Below are 17,687 nucleotides of genomic sequence, written 5' to 3' on the forward strand. Positions count from 1 at the left end.
GAAATGCCGTAGCATCCAGCATACTGGAATTTTAAAATCAACTTATGAACGGCTTTCCAAGCACAAAAAAAGTTGATCGGCTGCCGATCAATCCCGATCAGGCGAACGGAAGGCAAGGACCGGCGTGCCGGGAAAACTGAAGGTGATCCGGTCGCCGATCACGCCAAGCCGCTTGGTCGATCTTGCCTTGATGGGTGCGGCCAGCCCCTCCACCTCGATCGTCACCTGCTCGATCTCGCCCAGCAGGGAGCGGTCGATGACCGTGCCGGCATGCCGATCCGCCGCTCCGCTCAAGTCGATATCCTGAGGCCTGATATAGGCGATTGCCTCGACACCCTCCGGCAACGGCGAACGGAGCGCAAATTCCCCAAGGGCCGTTTGAATATGCCCCGATCGCACCTTGCCCGGCACCTTGTTGTAGGTGGTGAAGAAGTCGGCCGCATAGGCGGAGTTCGGGCTGTCGTAGAGTTCGTAGCTGGAGCCCGTCTGCACGATCTCGCCAGCCCGCATCAGCACCACCCGATCGCCTGACGACAGGGCTTCCTCCGGATCGTGCGTGACGATGACCGCCGTCGTTCCCAATGCTCTCAGCAGGCCAAGCGTATCCTGCCTCACTTTCTCGCGAAGGGTTCTGTCGAGATTGGAAAACGGCTCGTCGAGCAGGAGCAGCCGGGGAGCGCGCGCCAGAGCCCGCGCAAGCGCCACCCGCTGCTGTTCTCCGCCGGACAGAGTGTGGGGATAGCGCTGCCTCATCTGCGCGAGACCGAGGCGGTCGGTCAGCTCGCCGATACGCTGCTCGACCTCTCGCCGGTCGTCGTTTCCGAGACCGAAACGTATGTTCTTTTCCACGGTCAGGTGCGGAAAGAGCGCATAATCCTGAAAGACGAAACCGATTTTCCGGTGCTCCGGCTGAACGAAACGGGAAGGGCCGGCAACCTGTCCGCCATATATCGATACCGAGCCCGCATCGGGCTTCTCGATCCCCGCAATGATTCTGAGCAGGGTGGACTTGCCGCACCCGGAATGGCCGACCAGGCAGACGATCTCACCTTCGGCGACCGTCATCGAGACATCGTTTAGCGCTTTCGCCCGGCCGAACCGCCGGGATACCTGTGAAAGGTCGAGCATCCCGAGTTCCCATCCGTGGTGAATGCCGTTCTTCGTCTGCCGGGAAGGTGTCTATCTCAGCAGAGAGGAATGTCCAAGCCCCGCAGCCCGGTTGAAACGTGCAGCGCATTGCTCGGAAGAGCGAATAGGAAAATCGGTGTGCCCAGGCTTTTTAATCCCATGGCCGCCACGGTTCGTATAGGGACATCGGCTATCTGCTGAGCAGCGCGACCAGCGACATCGGCATCTCGACCGTGAAGAAATCCATTGCCGTACCGATAATGATCGTCCACGCCACGATCAGGAAAATGAGCGCTGCAATCCTGATTTCTATCGGTCCCAGCATATGTGTCCCCCCAGACAAAACCTTTATCCCTCGCGAAAATCCGCTATCCGCGAGGGTGATGTGCGACCGGAGAGTGCGTGGGGGCGTGCAGCGCCGAAGTCTTGGCCCTCTCGAAACTGATGTCGCTTTGACCGTTGCTTCGCTCGAGACAATGCCCGTCCAGGAAGGCGTGATAGGCGTCTGCGATGCCCTCCTTTAGGCCGATCTTAGGAGACCAGCCGAGGGTGCGAAGCTTGTCGACGCTCAGGAGTTTACGTGGCGTGCCATCCGGCTTGCCGAGGTCGCGCGTGATCTTGCCTTTGAAACCAACGATATTGGAGACGAGGCGTGTCAGTTCGAGAATGGAAATGTCTTCGCCGGAACCGACGTTCACATGACTTTCGGCGGAATAGGTCTTCATGAGATGGAGGCAGGCGTCGGCGCAATCGTCGACATGCAGGAATTCGCGCCGCGGCGTGCCGGTGCCCCAGATGCATATCTCGTGCTGCCGGTTGATCTTGGCCTCGTGCGCCTTGCGTATGAGCGCCGGCATGACATGGCTCGACCCGAGGTCGAAATTGTCCCCTGGGCCATAAAGATTGGTGGGCATGGCCGAGATGAAATCTCTGCCATGCTGTTTGCGATAGGCCTGGCAGAGCTTCAAACCGGCAATTTTGGCGATCGCATACCATTCATTCGTGGGCTCCAGCGATCCGGCCAGAAGTGAATCCTCGACGATCGGCTGATCGGCGAACTTCGGATAGATGCAGGACGAGCCCAGAAACATCAGTTTTTCGACGTTGGCTCTATGGGCTGCGTGGATGACGTTCGCCTGGAGAACCAAGTTGTCGTACAGGAAGTCGGCCGGATAGGTCGCGTTCGCGAGAATGCCGCCGACCCGCGCAGCAGCCAGGAAGACGGCGTCCGGACGATTTTCACTCATCCAGGCCTCGACCTGATCCTGCCGCCTGAGATCGACCTCGGCGCGGGTGGCCGTCAAAATCTCGCAGCCCTCGGAAGCGAGACGCCGCACGATCGCAGAGCCCACCATGCCGCGATGGCCCGCGACATAGACCCTTTTTCCGGCAAGGCTGTAGATCAGTTCAGGCATAGGCAAAACCCCCAGCGACGCTCGAATTCATGCTTCAAAATCGTGGTATTTCATCAACGATCTTTCGAACAACTCTGAATCGCTGAAGTTGTATTTGGCATGCTGCTTCGGTTGGACATCGTTTATGACGACCGAAAGCTCGGCATTGCGTACGCTTTTCAGCTGCTGCAGGCAGAATTCGACGGCGCGACGGCTCGTCTTTCCCCATCTGACGACCACCAGCGTTCGCTCCGCTGCCGCCGTCAGATGCATCGTATCGGTCGAAGCGAGCACGGGCGCGCTGTCGAAGACGACGATCTTGCCTCTGACGCGGGCCATTTCGATGATGTCAGCCGCATCGCTCGAATGAGTGTGCCGATGGAGCCGGGGATTGCCGGCCGGAATGAAGTCGATACCGCTTGGATGGTGATGAATGATGTCCCCTAGTCGGACCTGTCCACTCAGGAATTCATTCAACCCATGCTCGAGCTCCGATTGGAAAAACGAGTCCAGCCTTCCGTGTCGAAGATCGCCGTCGACAAGCAGCACCGGAATTCCGTTTGCGGCGAGTTCGATTGCCAACGATCTGGCGACAAGCGACTTGCCTTCTCCGCTGTGGGCCGACGTCACGACGATGCTGTTGGGCAACTTTCCGCCATTGGATTGTTTGAGCGAAATGATGACGGTGCGAATTGCCTCGTCGAACATCCCGTCCGGCACCTGCCCGAAGAATGTCGACGGATTTCCCCCGTCTTTCCTTTTCAAACGCGGGACGAATCCGGCGGGTACTATGCGCGGCATGCCGGCCATCTGGTCGAAACTACGGACCGACTTGTCCATCATCTCGACCACGAAAGCGGCTGTCACCGCGATCGAAACTGAAGCCAGGAGGGCGCCGACCAGATAGAAAAGCCGTCCGCGTCCCTGCGGCGCGAGCGGTACTGCGGCCGGCGACAAGACTTCCAGTTCGGCGCCCGGCAGCAAGGCTTGCCCGGCCAGGGTCCTGCGGTTCTCCTCGAGCTTATCGAGCGACGTTTGCTCCTTGTCAGCCAGGCGCTGGAGCCGCATCAGCTCCGTTTGCGCCAGGGCAGAGCGAGAGCGCTTATCGTGAGCCTCCGCCAATGCCGATTGGACGACGTCGTGCTCATGATCAAGCGCCGCAAGCTTGGCGCGTATCGACTGGAGATACCGGTCGATCGCAAGGCTGAGATCGGTGCGGGATTTAAGGATTTTCGCGCGCGAATCGACCACTGCTTCGGCGGTGTTGCCATATGTTTCGAGAAGACGGTCGAGATCTTGTTCCTGCGCACGAAGCTCGCGCTGCATTGCGCCGATGCTGTCGGGAATAACGATGGTCTGCAGGGCAAGCGAGGGGTCGTCGGCCGCTTCCAGTGTCGATATCGTTGCTCTCATTTCAGCGCGGCTTTGGTCGATTTTCGTCTGCCGCTCGCCCAACTCCATTATCGACTTGATCTGTTCGACCTGAGCTTCGTCATTTGAGACGACGTCCATCGTTTCCTGATATTGGTCGGCGGCGTCGCGTGCCGCCTTGGCTCGACCCTGCTGTTCGGCGATGCGCCGCAAAACCCATTCTTCCGCCGCGTCCAGGCGGCCGCGGAAGCTGTTCTTTCGCTCTTCAAGGTAAATACTGATGAGCCGGTTCGGGACCGAGGCTGCCAGCTTGGGGTCACTCGCATCGAAGCCGATCTGAATGACGTCACCCTGGCCGTCGCGCCACACGCGGAGCGCCCTGTAATATTCCGGAATTATGGGCTCTATGCTGTTTCGTGCCGACAACGACGATTTTTCTCTGTCGACCAAGCCGCGCATCAGTGCCCGGATCTCGCCGATGAGCGAGGTCTTCCGCAGCGCCGGATTGAACTCCGGCCACTGATCGAGCCTCAGGTCGCGGATGACCCGCTCTGCGATGCTTCTGGAAAGAAGCCGCTCGGTCTCCGATGTGACGTCCAGCCGATCGTTGAGGCCGGCATCTTCCGCGTCGAGCGTCGTGGCCAAAGGCCTGTGGATGATCAGCCGGGACTCGGCATGAAAGGTCGGCTTCAACCCCGAAATCCCGATTGCGGCAATTGCCATGAGCAGCGCGACTATGGCCGCGATCATGACCATCCTTCGCCGGATGAGGCGCAAGCCCGATGTCAGATCGAAATCGTCCGATCTGGTCTCCACCTGAAACCGTGGATCGTAGCGCATCGACGAGAGCGAGGTGTTGCGGTCTGGCGGGACGGTTGAAATTGTCATCGTTCGCCAACCATCGTTCGAGGTTGCACGGAGACGGCTTCATAGAGTTTTTCCAGCGATCGCATGTAAGCCCTCATGCTGAAATGGTTGAGATAATGAGCGCGGCCCTTCGTCGAGAGATGGTTGCGGACTTCCGGATCGGTGACCAGTTTCGCCAGCGCCGCAGCCAGGGCATCCTTGTCTCCGACAGGCACGAAGACGCCGGTTTCACCGTCAAGGATGACTTCTTCATGCGCGCCGACGCGTGTGGTGACGACCGCAAGCCCGTGGGCAAGCCCTTCGACCACGGCCATTGCCAAGCCCTCGGCATGCGAGGGCAGGACCAGGATATCCGCCTTGGCGCATAAGGCTTGCGCCTCGTCGGCGCCAAGCCAGCCCGGCATTTTCACGAGATCGGAAAGCCCCATGGCGGCAGCCTGGCGCCGGTAATGTTCTACGGGCCCGTCGCCTGCCAGCACGGCTCGCCAGCGGAGCTCTTTCATAACAGGATGGCTCAAGGCAAGCAGAAGCTCCTGAACGCCCTTGCGTTCGCTCAGCCGGCCGAGAAATACGATCAGCGGCGTCTCGCCGACATGAACGCTGCGCGCACCGGGGTCGGGAACACAATTGCGGATGACGGCTATGCGCCGCTCGTCCACGCCCAGAAGCGTCGCCAACGTCGTGCGGTCGCGCTGGCCGAGCGCCACGACCTGGTCGGCATGCTGAAACATCCGGCGTATGAGCATCTGCTGACGTGGCGAGCGGGCGGCAAAGTCGGTCGCATAGTCGTAATCGTGCAGGTGCAATATGTGGGAGCAGCCGAGAAGACGGGCAGCCTCGGTCAGGATCAGTTTTCTGGCGGTGCTGCCGCGGCCGGCGACATGAATATGGTGAATGCGCGCCGGAGCGATGATCCGATCCTTCGCCATCATCAAGATGGCGCCGAGCAGGCGCAAAGGCGACTTCGCCACGGACCATCGGGGGCCTCTGGTGTCGGTGACGAAGTGTGTTTCTCCCGCTTCCCTGGCCGTGTTGGATATATAGCCGACCAGCCTGCCAATTCCGCCGCCGTTTTCGCAACCGCCCGGGACGTAGTGGCGCACGGTTGCTGGCGCGCTCCGCGTCACTGGCCGATTTTCATCCGTGAACACCTTCATCAGCATGCGCCGACCACCTCCCGATAAACGGCCGCAGCCTGAGCGCCGACCCGTTCAGGCGAATTCGGTCCTTTGGCCCATCCGAGCGCGTTGTCACCGAAACTGTTTCTAAGCTCGCCGTTGTCCGCCAATGTCCTGATCGCCGCCGCGAGTTCCTTGGCGTCGCCGGGCGGGACCACCAGTCCCAGCCCATTGGGCTGAACCGTGTCCCGCAACTCGCCGACATCGGTCACGATAACAGGTTTGCCGAATGCGGCGGCGAGGTTCAGCACACCGCTTTGCGATGCTTCCGTGTAGGGAAGCACGACGATGTCGGTATCCAGGAAAAGCTGGGCGACCTCTGCATCCTCGATAAAGCGATTGCGGATATCGTAGCGGCTGGCATCCCCCATGAGCGACTGGAATACCAGCGGATTGTCACCACGGCCCGCGACCGTGATGCGCAGGTTGGGAAGCACGTCCTTGAGCATGGCCTCGGCCCGGACGAGATGTTCGAGGCCCTTATAGGCAAAGATCCGTCCGAAGAGCAGGACGCGGATCGTTCCATCCGCTTGCCGCGGCGCCATTTTCTGTTGCCGGGCGAGTTCCGCATAGCGAAGAATGGAGGGATGCGACAGGACATGGACACAGTCCGGCGATTTCGAATATCGATCGAGAACCAGCCGCTTCAGTCCCTCGCCGTGAACGACAAGATGTCCGGATTGCTTCACCATCAATTCGGGAGCCCAGACGGGCAGCGTACGGGTATCGGCATCGCCGGGATGGATCTGCACGTCATGAATGGTCGTCACGAGCGGGATCGGGCGCCAGAACGGCACGGCGAGGTTCAGCCAAAGCGTCGAATTGCTGAGGAGATGAATGAGGTTCGGCTGCTCCCGCCGGATCAGACGCGTCAGCTGATACAGAAACCAGGGATTGGAGAGAGAACGGTGCCGTGGCCAGTCCAGAAGGTGCAGATCGACAGCCGGATCGAAAGAGGAAGCAAGGTGGGCGTAACGCCGGCGGGGAACTCCGAGCACGACCTGCAGATGCTGCGCGACGCCGCTGGCGTAGGAGATGGTGTAGTCTTCGAGTTCGGAAACCAGCAGGAGCGCCTTCATTTCGCCGGCTCCGACAAGCCGAGGTCCCGACCGCGCCGAGGCAGGTCGTGGGCCGTGCGCAGCGCATCGCGCATCCGCCTCGGCAGGTTTGGTTCTCCGGCAAAAAAGAACCCTTCGACGGCAAGTCTGAGCCTGGTGCGCATATTCACTCCGTCAAGCCTTGCCGACGCGATCCGGTAGGGGTAGTGATCCGTCAGGCGCAGTCTCGCCGGCAGATCGTTGGCTGAAAGAAAGCGGTTCGTCGCTTCGACGGTCGCCTGCCAATGCGCCATTCGCTTTCGCAGCATGGCGGCATCATCGATCGGCCGATACCAGTTGTTGTTGTGGATTCGGTAGAAACCGAGCGAATCCGGCAAGGCGGCAACGTCCCCCAGAAACGGATAGATCCCTGTGAGCCATGCGTCGGCCGATATGCGGAACTGTTCGGGAATATTCCCTGCGGCATCCCACGCACGACGCCGTACGGCGATGGCCGAGGTCATCGGGAAGGGCCACCAGCCGGCCGATTTCGTCAGCCGCAGCGATAAATCTCCGGAACATAGGGTTCGGGGGATCGGCTTGAGGGTCGGCGAGCCATCGCTCAGCACGGGCTGAAGCCGGTGGTAGACCAGCGACAGTTGCGGATTGGCGTGGAATGCCGATGCCGTCGCAGACAGCTTGTCCGGCGCCCACCAGTCATCGGCGTCCAGAAAGCAGAGGATGTCGCCGCGGCTTGACCGCACGGCGGCATTCACTGCGGCTGCCTGCCCCCGGTTCTCCTGGAAGAGCACCTTCACCCGGTTGCCGTAGGCTTCCAGAACGGAGCGCGACTGGTCGCTGGACCCGTCGTCGACGACGATGATCTCGACGTCGGGCGTTTGCTGACTCAAAGCGCTGTCGATCGCACGACCAACGAAGCGGCCATAATTGTGATTGTTGATGAGGACGCTGACGGCTAGCCGCTCCATGACACCCTCTCAAATCAATCGCCGTGCCACTACCGTGACGAGCGACGCACCTGTCATGTAGCGTGCGGAACCAGGACCATGACGCAAAACCATAGGAACCCAACCCTTCCAGGCATCGGCTGCCGACAGCCGGCGCGCACCAGAACATTGCTTCACTTCACCGGAAACTGTGGCGCGGCGTGCTTCGCGGTGTGCATTCCTCGCCAAGCTAGCGATGAATGGGCACGCATAACATCTGCTCTTATGGGCAATCCCGTAGACCCCGGCACCAACCTTTGGGGGAAGTTCCTCCCAAGGGCTTAGGCGCACCAACGTCCTTGGATGGTGGGCGGCGCATTGGAAGTAGCCCGGCCTTCATTTGTGTAAGTTGATTGCCGGCATGGCTGCATGATTGTTCCTTGATAGAACAGCGCAGTCATGAAAGCAGACATATGTCTTTCCAAATTGCCGCGACCGACAGCCTCTCATCCGTCCAAACCAGCCGGCGACGACAATGAGCGCATATGGGCTTAGAATCACCAGCAGGCCGGCCATCGGCTGGCGAACCATAGAATGCTGGGGCGCCGGCGTGTCGCTTTTCCTCCAGACGGGGGCGCTTTTTCCGCTCATGCTGGCAGATGCCGATGGAGCGCTCAGCGATCCGGCCAAGGCCATATTGCGTCTCCTTTGCCTGCCCGTATACGCATTTGCCGGATTGATCCTGATACGAAATTTTCCGCAGTTTCTGATCGCACTCCGGCGCAGCCTGCCTTTCCCCCTGCTGCTCGCCCTGCCGTTCTTGTCGGTCCTGTGGTCGGTCGGCCCGTCAGCGACCTTGAGACGCGCCATCGGCCTGCTGTTTTCTGTGCTTCTGGCCTATGTGCTGGCGATACGCTTCACGCCGAGACAACTGCTTCTGCTGGTCTTTGCGACCGTGGGAACCTGTATCGTCATGAGCGTGGCCATTCTCGGAGCGTCGCCGAGCCTCGCCCGCATGCCCCTGGATGGCGCGCTGCGGGGCATCTTCATCCACAAGAACAGTCTCGGTTGGTATGCCAGCATCATGATACTGGTGGCGACCGCGGTGCTGAAGGACGGCACTCTCGGCTGGCGGCGAACCGCCATCACCTTGCTGATCGCGGGTGGGTTCTGTCTTGTGGGCTCAGGATCGATGACCGCGATCATCGCGACGGCATCGGCATTCTGCCTGATCGGGTTCTATTCCCTCTTGCAGAGAACCAGCGGCATGGTCCGCATCGTCGTCATCCTGTTTTTCGTTCAAATGTCAGTCGGCCTTCTCATCGTGCTTCACGAATTTCTGGTTCCGTTCCTCGAAGCGCTCGGCAAGGACGCCACTTTGACGGGCCGGGTGCCGTTGTGGGAACTGGTCGATCGTCAGATAGCCGATCATCTGCTGCTCGGCTTCGGCTACCAGGCGTTCTGGACGGACGCGAACCCCGAAGCCTGGATCATCTGGTCAAAAATCCAATGGCAGAGCCCGCACTCCCATAATGGATACCGCGATACGATACTGAGCTTCGGAATAAGCGGACTGAGCCTGTTTGCGCTGATGCTGTGCCGCGCAGTGCGCCAAGGTGCGATCCTTCACTGTCGCGATACGCAATATGGCTGGCTCTGGCTGAACGTCTTCACGATCATGGTTTTGGTGATGAATCTGACCGAGAGCCTGTTTCTGATCCCGAACGACGCCATTTTCATTCTGTTTGCCACTGCCATCATCATGTTCTCGCTCTACGCGCCCGTCGTTTCGACCAACCCCTGCCCACCGCAGCCGGCGCCTGCAACGAGCATGACGAGGGAGCTGCAGCTCTCATGAGGCGGCGCTTCACGCTGATCTTGAGCATCTTTTCCGCCGCGCTCCTTCCGCAGCCGGGCAATACGGCCTCGGTGACGACGGACGCGGATACGCCCGATCTGATGCAGAGAACGATCCGGGAAGCAACCTGCGCGGAAGCTTCGGCGGCGACCTTGTCGGCCAAGCTGGCAGGGACTTCCTTGAGCGACATAGCGACCAGCACATCCGCGGCAAGGACATCGTTCTACGTTTCTCCGGATGGCGACGACAGCTGGAGCGGCCTCCTTGCCCGGCCAAATGCTGAGCGCACCGACGGTCCGTTTGCCAGCATCGAAAAAGCGCGTGATGCTGCGCGCGCCAAGCCTGGCCAAAGCACGATTGCGATGGGCGGTGGGGACTACTATCTCGTGCAGCCGATCGTCTTCGACGCTCGCGATGCAGGCCTCATCATCACGGCGAGATGCAACGAAACGCCGGTTTTGCACGGTGGCCCGCTCATTCGTAACTGGACGTCTCAAGCCGCCGGCCGCTGGACGGCGCCGCTGAGATTGCCGCCTGATGAGGCGGTGGGCGATCTTTTCGTCGATGGGACCCTCCAAACCCGAGCCCGCTTTCCCAACGCACCCCTTGACGGAGATCCGCGCAAGGGATGGCTGTTCGCGGCCAAGTGCGAGCAGGACACCGATGGCTGGCAAGGCAATACACAATTTTGCTTCCATGCCGGCGATCTTCCGGCATTGGGAGATCCAACCGGGCTCGTCGTTCACATCGTCGGCGGTTTCAAGCCGGGAAGCCAATGGGGCAGTGACACGCTCCCGGTCGTTTCAGTCGACATGGCAACGCGGACCGTTCACACCAAAGGCACCGGCTATTTTTTCACTGGGGAAGGCAGCCGCTATTTCTTGACCGGAGCAGCGGCCCTCCTCGATGCCCCTGGGGAATGGCGGTATGACGTGGCTGCGGGACAGCTCGACTATATCCCTACCGATGGGCTCTCACCGAGTTCCGCCGTTGTCGCCGGCATCCTGCCGACATTCCTCAAGCTGGAGGGCGCCGATGGCATGGTCGTGTCAGGGCTCGAGTTTCGCGATGGATCTCCGCTGGGCAGCGGCAAGTTCTACACCGACACCAGGGGGTTTGGGGCCATACGCCTCGAACACGCGGACCGCGTCAGGCTGCTCGGCAACGTCATCGAAAATGTCGGCGTCGGCATCCACGTGAGCGAAAGCGAGGATGTTCTGATTGCCGGCAATGTGATCGGCGATGTGGCCGGCAACGGGATCTACGTCGGCACGACCTATGGCAGCTTCGGCAAATCGAACGGCGCCCGAATCCTGTCGAACCACATCCACGACATCGGAAGGGTCTACTTTGAAACCGCGGGAATATGGTTCCAGGCGACCGAGGGTATCAGGGTCGCCCATAACCTGATCGAAAATGCCGCGCAGTTCGGTATCGCCGGCGGCTCGCTGTGGGGCGCGCAAGACGCAGTGCACGACGCCGTCATCGAGCATAACGAGATCCGCAATGCCAATCAGCAGACGGCCGACGGCGGCGCCATCAAGATGATGGGCGAGCAGGCGGACCTCCTGAACAGCAGCATCCGCTACAATCTGGTTATCGGCACAAGCCACCTCATGAACAGGGCCGATGGGACGTTCTGGCCTTCCGGATATGAGAATATCAATGAATGGCCGACCCCTATCAGTTGGGCGATCTACACCGATGGCAAGGCCAGTGGTGTGCGCATCGAAGGCAATACGCTCTCGGACAACGTATCGGCGATCGGCATCAACGGCGGCTGGAGCAACCTGGTGACGGGAAACGTCATCAAACGCGGATCGGGCGCGGCTTTTCGCGTCGATGACGGCACCGGCTGGGGTTGGCATCCGCCATGGGCTGAGCCTAATCGCATCGAGAACAATACGGTGTCGATCGACAGCAGCAGCGGGCTTGCAGCCTACGTCTACGCTCCGAACCACGGGCCTGAATCCGTCGCGTTCGCGCATAATCGCTACATCGGCAATTTGAACGGCAAGAGCTTCCGAATACATCCTGACATCATGCGTTGGGGAGAGTTTGGCAGCCTACGCGATCTCCAGAGGGCCGGGGCGGACACCGGAAGCGTCGTCGCGCCGCCCGATTGACAAGAGGCGCCGAGCAGACCCCGAAACTCTCGTCCGAATCCGCCGCCGGCCTTCCACCCGATCCGGCGTCAGGAGCTCCCTGATGACGATATGGCCATCGGAGCTCAAATCTTTCTGCAACTGGCTGGCTCTGTCGGGCGCCTCTGAAGGCTCGCCAGCCGGGGCGTTCATCCCGCCTGTTCACGACACCTCTCTCCTCCGCGTTGCTATCGCTAAAAATATACTAGTTCCGCGCGAGCTCGACTATCTCCAGCGGATTCACGAAGGTCAAACCGCTCCTTTGGGGCAACTGCCATCAAAAGGAGCATTACGACAAGCTTTGGGGTACATGGACTTACTTCGAATATTGTAAGTCCTCATGGCGGAAGGCGTAAATATAGAGCTTCTTCTACGTCCAATAGCTGGAACAGCAAGTATGGAGGCAATCGTCCTCCCAGCATATTCTGATGACAGTTTCAGTCGCGAAAGCGCAGGTCATGAGAAAGCAACCAGCAGACGACAGCCAAACTTCAGCTCACCATCCCAAGGGCTCCCTGGAATGGACGAATGTCCTTGGTGTTCGCGTTTCGGCAGTCAATCTCAAAAGCGCGACTGGATTTATTCAAAAAGCGATCGAAGACGGCAGGAAGGAATATGTGTGCGTTCGCGACGCGCACGGCGTCGTCCGCTGTCAGGATGATCCCGAGCTCCGGTCGATCCATAACCGGGCGTTCCTCGTGACCCCCGACGGCATGCCGCTGGTATGGGCGTTGAAGCGTGCCGGCCATTCGGAGAGCGACAGGGTCTACGGACCCGACCTGATGCTGTCCGTTTTCGAGGCCGGCACATCGAAGGGTATACGCCACTTCCTTTATGGCGCAACGGATGAGACGCTGCAGCAGTTGCAGGCGCGCCTTCTCGCAAGATTCCCGAAAGCCGAGATCGCCGGCACCTACGCGCCGCCTTTTCATAAGCTGTCACCGCAAGAGGAAGCCGATATTGCAGATCGGCTCAATCGATCCGGCGCCGATATCATCTGGGTCGGGCTGAGCAGCCCCAAGCAGGAACTCTGGATGGCGCGCATGCGCGATCGTCTGGATGCATCGATGCTCATCGGCGTCGGAGCTGCATTCGATTTCCACGCCGGCCTCAAGCGGCAGGCTCCGAGGATCATTCAAAGAAGCGGCTTCGAATGGGCGTTTCGTCTTCTGTGCGAGCCGCGACGGCTGTGGCGGCGCTATGCGCTCGTCGTGCCGGCCTTCATTTCATTGACAGCATTCCAGAGACTGGGACTTCGAAAGTTTCCGATCGAAGACGCCGTTTCCGGATCGGGTACATCGAGACAAATGCGGTAGGGGAGTATAAGCGTCATGTCCTTATTTGCACCGTCAGGGATGGCAACGGGGCCGTCAAAGGCGTCCACATCGAATGACATGACGTCGCGGGCGATTGCGGCAGGCTCCGTGCCGCCCATAGCAGCCAAGACGGCCGATCCCCTTCTGCGGGCAGGGTTGAAGAGTTCAGCCGCGCTGCGGCGCCGGCTTCCCCGCTTCGCAACGTCGTGCTTCCTGGTCGGCGGCGACATTGCAAGCTATCTGATTGCCTATTTCGTTCTGCTGTCTTTTCTTCCCGCTGGTGCGGAGGGCACGATGGCGGAGCGTGCGTTCACGATCGCGGCACTTTCTGCGATTGTTCTTTACGCATCGGCCGGCCTCTATCCCGGATATCGGCTGCACGGCTACGAACATCTGCGGCGGCGCATTGTCGCTGCCGTCAAGGTGGCCGTCCTGACGGCATTCGCAGCAATTATCCTGCCGGAGGCGGCACGACTGCTGCTTGCCGTGATCGTGTTCCTCGGTCTCGGGCTGATGATTCAGCCACTCTTGCATTGGCTTGTACGGAGCCTGTGCTGGAGAGTTGGAATGTGGGGGGAGCGCGCGGTTATCATAGGCGGGCGCAACCTTACGCCCGCGCTCCTCGCCCATTTCAGAGACCACTGGCAGTATGGCATCAGGCCGGAGCCGTTTTTTTCCGATAGTTTGGAGGCATTGCCCGAAGGCGGGCCATCCATTGCCGTCATTGCGGGCGACACGGGCTCGCTCGTGCCCGACCTGGCCGCGATGCGCGGGAAGTTCGCCGAAGTCATTCTGCTCTCCGACACGCCGAGCTTCAAGGTCAGCGGATTGCGGCCTGCCGATGTCGGCGGAGAGGTCGGCATTCGCCTCACCACCGGCGGGAGTTCGCTCAACTCGGATCTGGTTCGCCGGATCGTCGATCTCGCGATCGCCATCCCTGCTGCAATCGTGGTCACGCCATTCATCGCGATTGCAGCGGCTGCAATCTATATCATCGATCCAGGCCCGGTCTTCTTCCGGCAAACCAGGGAAGGACGGTCCGGCAAGCCGGTGCACGTTCTGAAATTGAGGACGATGTACCAGGATGCGGAGCAGCGCCTCGAAGCGCTGTTCCGGGACAACCCTGCCATGCGCGCGGAGTGGCTGAGCCATTTCAAACTCAAGGACGATCCGCGCATCCTTCCGGTCATAGGGCATATGCTGCGCTCTTCGAGCATCGACGAGCTCCCGCAATTGGCCAACATCATGGCAGGCCAGATGGCCTTCGTCGGACCACGCCCGTTCCCGGAATATCACCTTTCCGCGATGGACAGCGAATTTCGAGACAAACGCCGGTCCGTCACGCCGGGGCTCACGGGCCTTTGGCAAATATCCGAACGAAGCAATGCGGATATCGAGCTGCAGCAGCAACTCGACGAGTTCTATATCGACAACCGATCCTTGTGGTTCGATTTCCACATCCTTCTCAGCACAATTCCCGCAGTCTTGAAGGGCAAGGGAGCTTGCTGACCTGTTCGTCGTCCTGAGGGCAATCATCAAAAACGGAGCACACCAATGCACGGACAAATGCACGGACAAAAGCGAGTCATGGTTACCGGCGGCACCGGATTTCTGGGGTCTTTCCTGTGCGAAAGACTTTTGCGAGAGGGTAACGACGTCCTCTGCGTGGACAATTACTACACCGGTTCGCGCGACAATGTGCTGCATCTTCTCGACGATCCCCGCTTCGAGATCCTCCGCCACGACATTACCTTCCCGCTCTATGTGGAGGTCGATGAGATCTACAACCTCGCCTGCCCGGCATCTCCGGTCCACTATCAGTTCGATCCCGTGCAGACCGTGAAGACCAATGTGCACGGCGCCATCAACATGCTCGGCCTCGCCAAGCGCACCAAGGCGAAGATCTTCCAGGCTTCCACGAGCGAGGTCTACGGCGATCCGGCGGTCCATCCGCAGCCCGAGGAGTATCGCGGCAGCGTCAATCCCATCGGTCCGCGTGCCTGCTACGACGAAGGCAAGCGCTGCGCCGAGACGCTGTTCTTCGACTATCATCGTCAATATGGCGTGGAAATCCGGGTGGCGCGGATTTTCAACACCTACGGGCCGCGCATGCAGACCAATGACGGCCGCGTCGTCTCCAACTTCATCGTCCAGGCGCTTCGAAACGAGCCGATCACGATCTTCGGCGACGGCAGGCAAACACGGTCGTTCTGCTATGTCGACGACCTGATCGACGGTTTCATCCGCTTGATGGGCGCGCCTGCCGGGGTCACAGGCCCGATCAATCTCGGCAACCCCGGCGAATTCACGGTCCGGGAACTGGCCGAAATGGTGGTCGAAATGACGGGATCGAAGTCCGGCATCGTCTTCAATCCCCTCCCGATCGACGACCCGACCCAGCGCAAGCCCGACATCAGCCGGGCAACGCAGCAACTGGGCTGGCAGCCGAAGGTGAACCTTCGTGAGGGGCTCGGAAGAACGATCGCCTATTTCGAGTGGAAGCTTTCCGGTGGCGCAAAGAACAAGCGCAGCGCCAAATCCCGGCAGGAGGCTTATTCGCATCCGCTTTCTCAGAAAGCCGGCTTCACCGTTCCGGAAATCACACGATAGAGGCATGGACAGCAACGTCGATCACCGCAAACCAAGGCTCGTATTCTTCCAGTGGGACCATCAGCCCAATGCGAATGCAGCCGGTTACCTGCTGCTGCACATGCAGCAGCAGGTCAAATGCCTCGCCACACACTTCGATGTCGTCGTCATAAACCGCGACTGCGATTATGCAGAGATATGCGACCGGTACGAACCGGATCTGGCGCTGTTCGAAAGCGGCTACCGGTCACACGGGTCACGGCGGATAAAAATCACCAACATCAATACCCAAGTTCCGAAGCTCGGCCTTCACAACGCCGATCCATGGTGCGACCGGCGCAGCGGCTTCCTTTCCGATATGGAGCACTGGGGCATCGAGACCTATTTCTCGATCGGCACCATGACTCCCGAATATATGCCTGAGCTTGGGGATAACCTGTTCGTCTGGCCAAACTTCATCGACCCCGACGTCTATCGCGACTACGGCCAGCAGAAGGTCATACCGGTCACGCTCACGGGCCAGGTCTATGGCCTCTACCCCTGGCGGCAGAATGTCTTTCCGATCATCCGCGACCGCTATCCCTGCCTGGTCTCGCCGCAACACTCCTATGAGAGCAAGCTTGCCTCCCAACTCTTGTCGGGAGAGGCCTATGCGCGCGTCCTCAACGCGAGCTTCGTCGTCCCCACATGCGGAACCGCCGGCGGCGAGGTCGTGCGCAAGCACTTCGAGATCCCCGGGACAAATGCCTGTCTCTTGACGGAACGTACTGAAGCCGTGGAGGCGGCCGGCTTTTCCGACATGGAGAACTGCGTCTTTGCCGACCAGCGCAACGTGGTCGAACGATTGGAATACCTCTTTGGTCATCCCGATGAAATGCAGCGTATCGCGACGTCAGGCCACCGTTTGGTTCACTCGCGTCATACGCTGAAGCACAGACCGCAAATATATCAATGGTTCATGCTGAACAGAGGCTTGCGATTTGGCGAAAAGATCATCCAGCTCGGGCCGTTCGGCGATCTCACAAAGGTCGAACGCAATTCACAGCAAGGAAGCACGCACATTGTCGGTGAGGCGAGCGATCGCGCCTTGCTGAAGCAGGGCGATCTGCTTCTCGAGCAGGGCAGTGTGGAGGAGGCCAAGCAATGCTACCTCCGCTGCCTGGACTATGTGTCCTACCTGCCGGAAGCCAAATTCCGCCTGGCCATCTGCGCATTGCATGAGGGCGATGCTGATCGCGCCTATGACCTGTTGGTGAACTTGGTCAAGATAACGATGATCGACTATGGGGCGAGTGACCCGGATCCTGTGGAATGGGCATATTTCCTCCTTGCCTTGGTCTGCAAGGGAGATTTTGAGCAGGCGCGGAAATTGCGGGATTTCTATCCAAGCCTATCCCACGACGAACTCAGGCGCATGCGCCTCGTCCTCGAGCAACCGGGTCGAAAAAGCAATCGGGCTGCCTCGGGAGAGTACCGCAGCGATCGAAAAAGCATTCACCGGATTCCCACGCGGAGCGATCACGAATGGCTTTCATGGGTTGCCGATATTCTCGAGCGTTGCCAGAAGCCGGATCTCGCGAACGCTCTTCGTGATGTCCCCCTTGCCGTGAACGAAACCGCATCGCTGCACACCAAACATCATCCTTCCCTGCGCCTGCGATTCTACTCGGGCATAGATGGCCTGATGATCAAGCTGCGTCTGAACAGCTTGAGGCCGAACGTGCCGCCTCTGCCGGAATTTCAATATCTTCGGCATCTCGCGCGGGGTCTGGTTCCGCCTTCACAAAGGGGTCCGCTGCGCAGGATCAGAATGGCGCTCACGAAGTCTTCTTTGTGACCGCTAAAACAAATCTCGTGG

13 protein-coding genes are annotated in these 17,687 nt (G+C 59.8%); 6 read left to right on the plus strand and 7 right to left on the minus strand.

The features are described 5' to 3' along the window. Positions 1-87: 87 nt before the first annotated feature. The 7 genes from QD408_RS23435 to QD408_RS23465 all read right to left on the minus strand — a co-directional run bounded on the left by QD408_RS23435 (position 88) and on the right by QD408_RS23465 (position 7,964). Complete coding sequence (locus tag QD408_RS23435; RefSeq protein ID WP_414140932.1) at positions 88-1,128, minus strand: ABC transporter ATP-binding protein; 1,041 nt, start codon at positions 1,126-1,128, stop codon at positions 88-90. A gap of 190 nt (positions 1,129-1,318) precedes the next feature. Beyond that, complete coding sequence (locus QD408_RS23440; protein WP_280950433.1) at positions 1,319-1,453, minus strand: hypothetical protein; 135 nt, start codon at positions 1,451-1,453, stop codon at positions 1,319-1,321. 43 nt (positions 1,454-1,496) lie between these two features. Then, entirely contained in the window at positions 1,497-2,543 is a 1,047-nt protein-coding gene (fcl, locus tag QD408_RS23445) for a GDP-L-fucose synthase (protein WP_414140933.1), read from the minus strand. A 27-nt stretch (positions 2,544-2,570) separates the two neighbouring features. After that, on the minus strand, positions 2,571-4,781 hold the full coding sequence (locus tag QD408_RS23450) for a GumC family protein (protein WP_414140934.1): 2,211 nt from the start codon (positions 4,779-4,781) through the stop codon (positions 2,571-2,573). Further along, complete coding sequence (locus tag QD408_RS23455; protein ID WP_414140935.1) at positions 4,778-5,923, minus strand: glycosyltransferase family 4 protein; 1,146 nt, start codon at positions 5,921-5,923, stop codon at positions 4,778-4,780. Before QD408_RS23455 ends, QD408_RS23450 begins: the two co-directional genes overlap by 4 nt. Beyond that, positions 5,917-7,017 (minus strand): glycosyltransferase family 4 protein, encoded by a 1,101-nt coding sequence (locus QD408_RS23460; protein ID WP_088681511.1) that lies wholly within the window; start codon positions 7,015-7,017, stop codon positions 5,917-5,919. Before QD408_RS23460 ends, QD408_RS23455 begins: the two co-directional genes overlap by 7 nt. Then, positions 7,014-7,964 (minus strand): glycosyltransferase family 2 protein, encoded by a 951-nt coding sequence (locus QD408_RS23465; RefSeq protein WP_088681512.1) that lies wholly within the window; start codon positions 7,962-7,964, stop codon positions 7,014-7,016. The genes QD408_RS23460 and QD408_RS23465 overlap by 4 nt, the downstream gene beginning before the upstream one ends. A gap of 493 nt (positions 7,965-8,457) precedes the next feature. Between QD408_RS23465 and QD408_RS23470 the strand changes: the two genes are divergently transcribed. The 6 genes from QD408_RS23470 (at position 8,458) to QD408_RS23495 (ending at position 17,666) form a co-directional block, all read left to right on the plus strand. Then, positions 8,458-9,780, plus strand: coding sequence for an O-antigen ligase family protein (locus QD408_RS23470; protein WP_414140936.1), 1,323 nt, complete (start codon positions 8,458-8,460; stop codon positions 9,778-9,780). Continuing rightward, positions 9,777-11,906, plus strand: coding sequence for a nitrous oxide reductase family maturation protein NosD (locus QD408_RS23475; RefSeq protein ID WP_414140937.1), 2,130 nt, complete (start codon positions 9,777-9,779; stop codon positions 11,904-11,906). Before QD408_RS23470 ends, QD408_RS23475 begins: the two co-directional genes overlap by 4 nt. Before the next feature lie 476 nt (positions 11,907-12,382). Continuing rightward, positions 12,383-13,240: a WecB/TagA/CpsF family glycosyltransferase gene (locus QD408_RS23480; RefSeq protein ID WP_414140953.1), complete on the plus strand. Its 858-nt coding sequence runs from the start codon at positions 12,383-12,385 to the stop codon at positions 13,238-13,240. Between the two features lie 15 nt (positions 13,241-13,255). Continuing rightward, the gene (locus QD408_RS23485; protein ID WP_414140938.1) at positions 13,256-14,749 is read left to right on the plus strand and encodes a sugar transferase; all 1,494 of its coding nucleotides are present in this window, start codon (positions 13,256-13,258) and stop codon (positions 14,747-14,749) included. Positions 14,750-14,806: 57 nt separating this feature from the next. Beyond that, positions 14,807-15,850 (plus strand): UDP-glucuronic acid decarboxylase family protein, encoded by a 1,044-nt coding sequence (locus tag QD408_RS23490; protein WP_088681517.1) that lies wholly within the window; start codon positions 14,807-14,809, stop codon positions 15,848-15,850. A gap of 4 nt (positions 15,851-15,854) precedes the next feature. Next, on the plus strand, positions 15,855-17,666 hold the full coding sequence (locus QD408_RS23495; protein ID WP_414140939.1) for a glycosyltransferase: 1,812 nt from the start codon (positions 15,855-15,857) through the stop codon (positions 17,664-17,666). Positions 17,667-17,687: the final 21 nt, after the last annotated feature.

It is taken from the genome of Rhizobium sp. BR 249 (assembly GCF_047445895.1).
GTDB lineage: Bacteria > Pseudomonadota > Alphaproteobacteria > Rhizobiales > Rhizobiaceae > Rhizobium.